This is a genomic window from Streptomyces sp. KR55 (assembly GCF_052245645.1).
In the GTDB taxonomy this organism is placed as follows: domain Bacteria; phylum Actinomycetota; class Actinomycetes; order Streptomycetales; family Streptomycetaceae; genus Streptomyces; species Streptomyces flavusporus.
In genome coordinates, this window is sequence record NZ_JBQQCE010000445.1 from 1 (window position 1) to 8,113 (window position 8,113).

General features: G+C 70.5%; 7 protein-coding genes. 1 reads left to right on the top strand and 6 read right to left on the bottom strand.

Annotated elements, in window-relative coordinates; genetic code table 11:
• Window positions 1–128: 128 nt before the first annotated feature.
• The 4 genes from pdxR to ACTWQJ_RS41190 all read right to left on the bottom strand — a co-directional run bounded on the left by pdxR (window position 129) and on the right by ACTWQJ_RS41190 (window position 3,942).
• The gene (pdxR, locus tag ACTWQJ_RS41175; protein ID WP_443311545.1) at window positions 129–1,649 is read right to left on the bottom strand and encodes a MocR-like pyridoxine biosynthesis transcription factor PdxR; all 1,521 of its coding nucleotides are present in this window, start codon (window positions 1,647–1,649) and stop codon (window positions 129–131) included.
• Between the two features lie 64 nt (window positions 1,650–1,713).
• Window positions 1,714–2,442 (bottom strand): B3/B4 domain-containing protein, encoded by a 729-nt coding sequence (locus ACTWQJ_RS41180; RefSeq protein ID WP_443311539.1) that lies wholly within the window; start codon window positions 2,440–2,442, stop codon window positions 1,714–1,716.
• Window positions 2,439–3,044: a LysE family translocator gene (locus ACTWQJ_RS41185; RefSeq protein WP_443311540.1), complete on the bottom strand. Its 606-nt coding sequence runs from the start codon at window positions 3,042–3,044 to the stop codon at window positions 2,439–2,441. Before ACTWQJ_RS41185 ends, ACTWQJ_RS41180 begins: the two co-directional genes overlap by 4 nt.
• 154 nt (window positions 3,045–3,198) lie before the next feature.
• Complete coding sequence (locus ACTWQJ_RS41190) at window positions 3,199–3,942, bottom strand: class I SAM-dependent methyltransferase (RefSeq protein WP_443311541.1); 744 nt, start codon at window positions 3,940–3,942, stop codon at window positions 3,199–3,201.
• A 177-nt stretch (window positions 3,943–4,119) separates the two neighbouring features.
• On the opposite strand from ACTWQJ_RS41190, the gene ACTWQJ_RS41195 reads away from it, so the two are divergent.
• Complete coding sequence (locus tag ACTWQJ_RS41195; RefSeq protein ID WP_443311542.1) at window positions 4,120–4,422, top strand: hypothetical protein; 303 nt, start codon at window positions 4,120–4,122, stop codon at window positions 4,420–4,422.
• Window positions 4,423–4,435: 13 nt separating this feature from the next.
• On the opposite strand, the gene ACTWQJ_RS41200 is transcribed toward ACTWQJ_RS41195, so the two are convergent.
• Both ACTWQJ_RS41200 and ACTWQJ_RS41205 read right to left on the bottom strand, forming a co-directional pair.
• Window positions 4,436–6,244 carry an RICIN domain-containing protein gene (locus ACTWQJ_RS41200; RefSeq protein ID WP_443311543.1) on the bottom strand — a complete coding sequence of 603 codons (1,809 nt, stop codon included), beginning with the start codon at window positions 6,242–6,244 and terminating at the stop codon, window positions 4,436–4,438.
• A gap of 45 nt (window positions 6,245–6,289) precedes the next feature.
• On the bottom strand, window positions 6,290–8,113 hold a 1,824-nt coding region (locus ACTWQJ_RS41205; RefSeq protein ID WP_443311544.1), incomplete at its 5' end, for a beta-galactosidase.

Genomic DNA, 8,113 nt, shown 5'->3' on the forward strand with positions numbered 1-8,113 from the left:
CGACTGCGACTGCGACGGCGCCTACGCTCATCGCCATGGCGGTCCTGGGCTCAATGGCCGGCAAGTGGGTGGTGGCCCGACGTGGCAGCTCTCAGCCGCTCATCCAGGAACGCCGCCCGTCCGAGGCGTCAGGCCAGCTCACGCAGCGCCTCGCCGATCGCCGCCACCCCTTCGGCGATGCTGCCCGTCGGGCTCGCGGCGTAGCCGAGGACGAGGCCGGGGCGGCCGGGTTGTTGCCGGTGCCATGAGAGTGGCTGGCATTTCACGCCCCGGGCGAGGGCTGCGGCGGCGAGTTCGGTGTCGGGGACCTCGGGCGCGTAGGTGAGGGTCAGGTGCAGGCCGGCCGACGCGCCGTGCACATGTGCGCCCGGCAGGTGTGCGGTGATGGCGTCGATCATCGCGTCGCGGCGGCGGCGGTGCCGGCCGCGCAGCAGCCGCAGGTGCCTGTCCAGGGTGCCGGACTCCATCAGGTGGGCGAGAACGAGCTGCGGCAGCACGGCGTTGCCCAGGTCGGCGAAGCGTTTCGCGTCGGTGAGAGCGTCGCGGTAGCGGGGTGGCGGCACCATCCAGCCGATCCGCAGGGCGGGCGCGAGCAGCTTGGACACGCTGCCCATGTAGCAGACCTGGTCGGCCAGCAGTGCGCGCAGCGCGGGCACCGGCGGCCGGTCGTAGCGGTGTTCGGCGTCGTAGTCGTCCTCCAGGATCAGTCCGCCGTCCTGCGCCCAGTGCAGCAGTTCGCGGCGCCGCTCGCCGCTGGTGACCACGCCGGTGGGGAACTGGTGGGCGGGGGTGAGCAGGACGGCGCGCGCTGCGCTCGCGTGCAGCGCGTCGACGCGGACGCCGTCGTCGTCCACCGGCACCGGTGGGGTGGCCAGGCCTCCGTTCTGCAGGTGTTGGCGGGTGCCGAGCGAGCCTGGGTCCTCCACCGCCACGCCGTCGATGCCGTCTGCGCGCAGCACGGGGTGGAGCAGGGTGAGCGCCTGTGCGGTTCCGGCGACGATCAGCACCTCGTCCGGCTCCACCCGGATGCCGCGGCTGTGTGCCAGCCAGTCGGCGACGGCGCGGCGCAGCCGCGGGGCGCCGCGCGGGTCGCCGTAGCCGAGGTGGTCGACGGACAACTCGGCCAGTACGGCCCGTTCGGCACGTACCCAGGCCGCGCGGGGGAAGGCGGCAAGGTCGGGCTGGCCGGGGGTGAAGTCGACACGGGCGTGGGCCGCGCGCAGCGCATCGAAGACGTCAGCACCGGGCGCGCGGGCGAACAGCGCGCCCGGCCCGCTCCGCTCGCCGCCGCCGCCGTCGCGGAGCGGGCCGGGTGTGCCGGGCGGCCTCGTCCGTGCGGGTGCCGCTGGTGGCGCGAGGGGTGCTGCCACCACGACCGTGCCGCCGCGGCGGCGCCCCTCGACATGGCCGTCCTCCGTCAGTTGCCGGTACGCCTCGGTGACCGCACCGCGCGACAGGCGCAGTTCGGCGGCGAGGACCCGGGTGGGCGGCAGCCTGCTGCCCACCGCCAGCCGGCCGTCCGCTATCGCCTGCCGCAGCCGCCCCGCCAGCCAGTCCGCCTTGCCGCCTGCGGGCGCCTCCCGCGCGTCCAGCTGCAGGAAGTCGGAGCCGTACACGGCAGACCCGCCGTCCGCCGGCACCTCTGCCATCCCGCCGCCCTCTCCGGTCCCGTTCCTGCTGCTCACTTGGCCCATCGTGTCATCGGCCGCGGTGTCACCCGAGCGTCGGCCGGACCCGGTCACCGAATGTGAACTCCGGTGTGGACGGGGTCAGGACGGCGGTGACGGGGTCGACGGGCCAGTGTGCGGCGAGTTCCTCGGCGAGCGTCTTCAGCAGCTCCGGTACGGCCTGCGCGCCGCCCTCGTGCATCGCCTCGGCCACCACAAGGATCCGGCTGGTGTGCTCACCGACCGCCGAGTGGCCGCTCTGCCGGTTGGTCCAGCGGCGGGCGTGGGCCCGTCCGGCGGAGTCGGCGAAGGTCACCTCGCTGGGCGCGGGATGCTCGGCCCCGCCGCCGAAGGCCGTGTACGGCTCGTCACCGACGGCGTAGCGGACCTCGAGCAGCGGGCCCGCGATGCGGTCGGCGTCCAGGACCGCCACCGGGACGGCATACGCCACCGAGAGGGCGTTGCACAGGTCGACCACCGGGTGGATACGCGGCAGTGTTCCCTCCTTGCGCAGCCGCCGCAGCAGCGCCTCCGCGGCGCACCGGTACTGCGTCGGCCTGAGTCCCATCCTGGCGAACGCCCGCCGCCAGGCGAGCACTTCGGGGAAGGCGCCCTCGGCGGTGTCGGCCAGCCGGTCCGCGGCGCGGGCCGTCCACGCGGCCACCCGCTCGCCGACGTCCGCGGCGGACCCGACGCCGGTGGCGCACAGCGCGCCGGCGGTGAGTTCGGGATAGTCGCGCCAGATGGCATCCGCGTGCCGGAAACGCATGCTCATGCCACCGCCAGCCGCGCGCTCAGGCCCACGAAACAGGCGGCGAACACCCCGCGGATTCCCCTTCTCAGCTTCGGCCGGGCCAGAACCTGACGGCGCACGGCGGCGGCGCACACCCCGTACGCGGCGAAGACGACGAAAGTGACCACCATGAACACTGTGCTGAGCCGGAGCATCACACCCAGGGAGCCTGGTTCGCTCGCGGGGACGAACTGCGGCAGAAACGCCACGAAGAACATCGTCAGCTTCGGGTTGAGCAGGTTGACCAGCACCCCGGAGGCGATCACGCGGCCCACCGAACGCGGCTCGGCCCCCGCCTCGACGACCAGCGCATCGTCATCGCGCAGCGTCGCCCACGCCATGTACAGCAGGTAGCCGACACCGAGGTACTTCACCACCTCGAAGGCGACCGCACTGGCATGCAGCAGTGCGGCGAGACCGGTGATCGTCGCCACCAGATGCGGCACGACGCCCAGAGTGCAGCCGAGCGCGGCGATCACACTCGCCCGCCGGCCGTGGGACAGCCCGGCAGCGAGGGTGTACACCACGCCGGTGCCGGGGGTGACCACCACCACGAGGGTGGTCAGCAGGAACGCGATATTCAAGGGGACATCTCCACAGTGGTTCAAGGCCAGGGTCTCTCACCGTGCCCCACCCATGGCCCGGCCGACAGAGCCAAAGCGCACCGGTGTGAGTGGTCCAAAGCGGGTCGGGCCGGCGGCCGAATCCCGGCGCAGGAGGTGTCCGTACCTCTGAGGGCTACCGGGTGGGTGGGATGCGGTAGACCGAGACGTGCGAACGTGCGTCGGCGGTGAACTCGGTGCCGATCCAGTCCGCGTGCCTGGACTCGAGCTCGAACCCGGCCAGCTGAGCCATGAGATCGAGTTCGGCCGGCCAGATGTAGCGGTGCGGGCTGCGCTCCAGCCGGGCCTGACGAGTGTCGTCGAAGTGGAAGTGGTGCGAGACGACGCGCTGGTGCAGGACGTCGTAGGTGTCCAGACCGATGTAGCCGGGCTCGGAATGATAGACGGTGGCGGTCTGACCGGGCGGAAGCTTGCGCAGCTCGGGTACCCAGAGCTCGATCACGAACCGGCCACCGGGCGTGAGATGGCGGGCGGCGTTGCGGAAGCACTCGACCTGCTCGGATTGGGTGAGCAGGTTGGAGATGGTGTTGTAGACGAGGTAGACGAGCGTGAACCCCCCGGGGGCCACGGCGGTCGCCATGTCACCGACGATCACGGGAATCGTCGACTCGTCCGCCTTGGTTCGCAGTTGACGGATCATCGGCAGCGACAACTCGATCCCGGTGACGGGCACCCCCCGCTCGGCGAGCGGGACCGCCACGCGGCCGGTCCCGATGGCGAACTCGAGCGCTGCTCCGCCGCCCGCGAGTTCAACGAGACGGTCCACCGTCGGCACAAGGACCTCGGGCGCGAACATGCCGGTGCCGGGTGTGTCATAGCGTCGGGCCGCCTCGGCGTCCCAGATCTCCTCCTGTGCCATGCCGCCAACGTTGACCTTTCGGTCTCGGCGATGTCCAGTGATTTCCCGGCGTGCGGATCTGCAGGCGCGACTGAGGGACGGCCGGCGGGACCGGTGCTGCCTGACCGAATGCGTAACTGATGGGCTACGCTCCGAACCCGCCGGCACCCCTTACCTCAAGCACCAGGAGGACACGGCATGGCTCTCGAACCCAGCGGCCGGCTCGTACGCACTCCGACGGGCTTCGACCTGATCCTCACCCGCACCCGCACCTACCACGCCTCCGTCGACGACGTCTGGGCCAGCGTGACCGAGCCGGAGCGAGCCGCCACCGAGCTCCGGCTGGTCCACCACCTCACCTCCACGGAACACCTCGGCGCGACCGGCCCGGCCTGGGAGTACTACCTGGACATGCTCACCGCTGCCCGCACGGGCGGGCCCCGGCCCGACTTCCAGGACTACTACCCCGCGCAGAAGGCGTACTTCGAGTCCCTGGCCTGAGCCGCAGTCGGCGTCACGGTTGCCGGACGAGCTGCCACTCCTGCGAGCCGTCCTCGACCGTGTTCTGCAGGGTCAGCCCCGCGCCATGGGACGCACCGGTCAAGTACACGTCGGTGTTCTTGACCGCCTGGAACTTGACGTATCCGTCGTCGGTCTCGATGACGTTCCAGCTGCCGGTGGCGCTGTTGTCTACCCACTGGCCGATCCTCTGTCCGACTGTCGCGTTCCCTGTCCAGATGGCTGCCGCGCGGCCTCCGGACTTGTTCAGCAACGTCGTGCCGCCCTGCGGCTCGGTCACCACGTGCCAGTACTGGGTGTCCTTGTTCGCCGCCGAACCGGCGTCCTCAAGGCGGACGTCAGGAACGTCTCCGTTGCCGATGTTCGCGTCGTTGGTCTTGTTCCCGGTGCCGATCACCTGGCCGGTCCTGCGGTTCACCAGCTGGTAGTAGGCGCCCTCCGAGCGGCCGAGATCTACCTCGGCGTAGGCGATCGTCGACGTGTCCTGGTTGTTGAGGATCGCGATGCGGCCGGTGCCTGCGACGTACTGCAGGTTGCGGCTGTAGCCCGCCCGCGAAGTCGTCTGGTACTCCTTCCACACGCCGTCGCTGCGTCCGCTCTCGTTGACCCAGACGTTGCCGCTGCCGGCGGCGTTGTACACCAGGCGCCCGTCGGGGAGCCGGATGATGACCGGGCTGCCGTTCACCGCGAGCGGACGCGAACCGGCGTCGACCGGCAACGAGGTGACGGGGTTGCCCGAAGAACCGGCATAGAACTTCAGCGGATCGTCGGCGATGACGTATCGGGTGTTGACCCCACCGCCCCAGTACTCGTACGGAAGCAGCCACTTGCCGTCCGTCGTCGGGACGACGTTCGTCATGCCCGGCCGTCCGCCCCCGATCTGCGTCTTGCCGCCGCCCATGTCCTGGGTCAGGCCCGCGACGTCGACGACGGGCTCGCTCCACTGCGCGCTGCGGCCGTTCCAGGTCTTGTGGACGAGGATCTGGCCGTGCGAGTCCGGAGCGGTGTCGTTCGCGGGGTCCAGGGTCGGGACGCCGGTGACCGGGTCAAATCCGAGATAGTCGTTCTCGTCGGAGTAGTAGCAGACGAGCTTGCCGTTGTGGACCATCAGGTACGGCTCCCAGAGGGGATCCACCTGCTTGTACGTGTTCGCGGCGGCGACGTTCCGGCCGATCGCGCCCGCGCTGCCGCCCTGCCAGCCGCCGGTGGCGACGACGTTGACGACGTTCCACGTCACACCGTCGTCGGTGCTGGAGTACAGGGCGATCGCCATGTCACTGCGGTCTCCGTCGTTGGACGGCGTCCAGTTCGGATCGGCTGCCTTGCGCTCCTTGTAGTAGTGGTCGTCGCCCGACACGACGCTCGCGAGGAGCAGCGTTCCCTTCCTCAGGTTGCCGACGTCCTGCGGAAGCACGTAGAGATACGGGTTCGTCCAGTTGCTGGTGTACTTCGCATACCGAGGATGCCTGGACAGGTACGCCGGTGCCTTGACCTCCGACAGCGGCTGCCATGTCGTTCCGTGGTCGTCGCTCTTGTAGACGGGGAGCGGCTGTCTGTCGGCGCTTCCCGTCTCCGGTACGACGGTGGACTTCTCGAACGACGCGACCAGACGTCCGCTCGGCAACTGCGCCGACTTCGGGTAGACCGCGCAGTTGCCCCGCCCTTTCAGGCACGGTTCATCGCCGAGCTGGTACATGATCCCGCCCGTCGGGTTGTACGCCTGCGCGCTGCTCATGGGCAGGGCCAGCATCGCTGATCCGGCGACGAACGTTCCCAGTGCTGTCCCAAGTCTTCTTCTCTGCATAGCCCCTCCTCGGGGATGGCCACGGTGATGCTCACGAAGGTCGGATCAGGAGACGAGTACGCGTACGTCCCAGGCGCCGAGGTCCAGCGCCGTGCCCGCGGGGACGGACGTGCCGTTCAGGACGTCGGTCAACGCCATGGGGGCGGAGACACGAGCGGGCTCCCAGCTCCAGTTGTGGACGACATGGACGCGGCGCCCGTCGGGGGAGGTACCGGTCGTCGCGGTGACCGATTCCGGGAGGTCCCGCCAGCCGTGGTGTGCGGAGGGTGTCAGCCAGGTCGCCAGCGCGCGGGCGAGGGCACGGCCCGGGACCGTACCGACGCAGGTGACGCGGCCCTCGCCGTGGCGGCGGGTGGTGATCGCGGGCCAGCGGCCGAAGTGCGGGTGGCCGTATGCGGCCAGCACCTCGGCGTCGGTGACGGTCAGGCCGTCGGCCCAGCGGGTCGCCGTCGCCTCCTGTGGCAGCCGCAGCGGGCTGCCAGGGACGGGGTGGACCGGGATGTCGCGCGCGAGGTTGCTGAACTCGTCGTACGTGACTCCCGCGGCTTCGGTGAGGCGCCCGGGCGCCGGCTCGAGGCGAGCACGGGCCTCGTGGTCGGCGTATCCGGTGCGCGGTCCGAGGACCAGGTGACCGCCCGCGTCGGCATAGGCTGCGAGCCAGTCGAGGGTCGCGTCGGCGGCGATGTACAACCCCGGTACGACCAGCACGGGGTGGCGGCGTGCGGCCTCCTGCGGTGTCAGGCCCGCCCGCTCACCGAGCGGGTCGTGCAGCTGCCGGGCGTGCACGATCCGCACCTGACGGCCGGCCTCGAAGGCGCCGCGGTAGAAGGGGTCGAAGATGCGGTGGTAGGCGGCGGGGTCGGGGTCGCCGTCGGCGGTGGCGAGCGGGGGGTGCTTCTGCATGAGCCACTTGCTCGGCGTCGAGTAGACCATCGTGATGTCGGCGTCCGGTTCGAGCCCGGCCACCAGCGGCCCGGCCTCCTCGAACTCGGCTCCCAGGCGGGCGAGTTCGGCGTACGCGCGACCGGGCTGTCCGCTGTGCGGCAGGACACCGCCCCAGTAGGTCTCGGCGCCGAAACGCAGCGTCTGCCACTGCCAGTACTCGATCATCCGCGCCCCGCGCGCCACATGCGCCCACGCGGCCTGCCGCCACTGGCCGTCGTAGGCGGGGCGGTTGTCCCACGCGAAACCGATCGAACTCGCGTTGGTCTCGGTGACCAGGAACGGCTCCTGGCGGGAGGAGAACATCCAGTCCGCGGTCTGGTACATCGACCAGACGCCAGTGGTTTTCCACTTCTGCTCGTGGTCGTCGGGCGTGGGGTCGGGGAGCAGGAGACCGTCCTGCATGTCGTAGTACGGGTTGCCGGAGGCGATGTCGAGCCGGGCGGACAGCTCGTCGTCCTCAACTCCCTGGCGTGTGTAGGAGATGCAGGTGGTGACGAACTGCTCGGGGCGGATGTACTCGCGGACGATGTCCGCCTGCCAGCCGATGAACTCGGTGACCTGGCGGGCCTGGAACTCCCGCCAGGCGACGTCGTATTGAGGCTGGACGTTGCCGTCCGGCGTCCACAGATCCGCCCACGTCGACAGGCGGTGCGACCAGTACACCAGGCCCCACTCGCGGTTGAGGGTCTCGACCTCCCCGTACTTGTCGCGCAGGTGGTCGACGAACCGCTGGAAGACGCCCTGGTTGTGGAAGAGGTGCAGGCCCGGTTCGTTGTCGACCTGCCAGCCGATGACCGCCGGGTGGTCGGCGTACCGGGCGACGATCTTCCGGATGATCCGCTCGGCGTGGAAGCGGAAGGCGGGGTGGGTGAAGTCCACCTCCTGGCGGGCGCCCCAGCCGAGGCGCTGTCCGGTGGCGTACTC

Bases quoted from the DNA above. Each gene is read 5' to 3' on its own strand.
- pdxR (WP_443311545.1), bottom strand. From the start codon at position 1,649: ATGGCAGAGGTGCCGGCGGACGGCGGGTCTGCCGTGTACGGCTCCGAC.
- ACTWQJ_RS41180 (WP_443311539.1), bottom strand. From the start codon at position 2,442: ATGAGCATGCGTTTCCGGCACGCGGATGCCATCTGGCGCGACTATCCC.
- ACTWQJ_RS41190 (WP_443311541.1), bottom strand. From the start codon at position 3,942: ATGGCACAGGAGGAGATCTGGGACGCCGAGGCGGCCCGACGCTATGAC.
- ACTWQJ_RS41195 (WP_443311542.1), top strand. From the start codon at position 4,120: ATGGCTCTCGAACCCAGCGGCCGGCTCGTACGCACTCCGACGGGCTTC.
- ACTWQJ_RS41200 (WP_443311543.1), bottom strand. From the start codon at position 6,244: ATGCAGAGAAGAAGACTTGGGACAGCACTGGGAACGTTCGTCGCCGGA.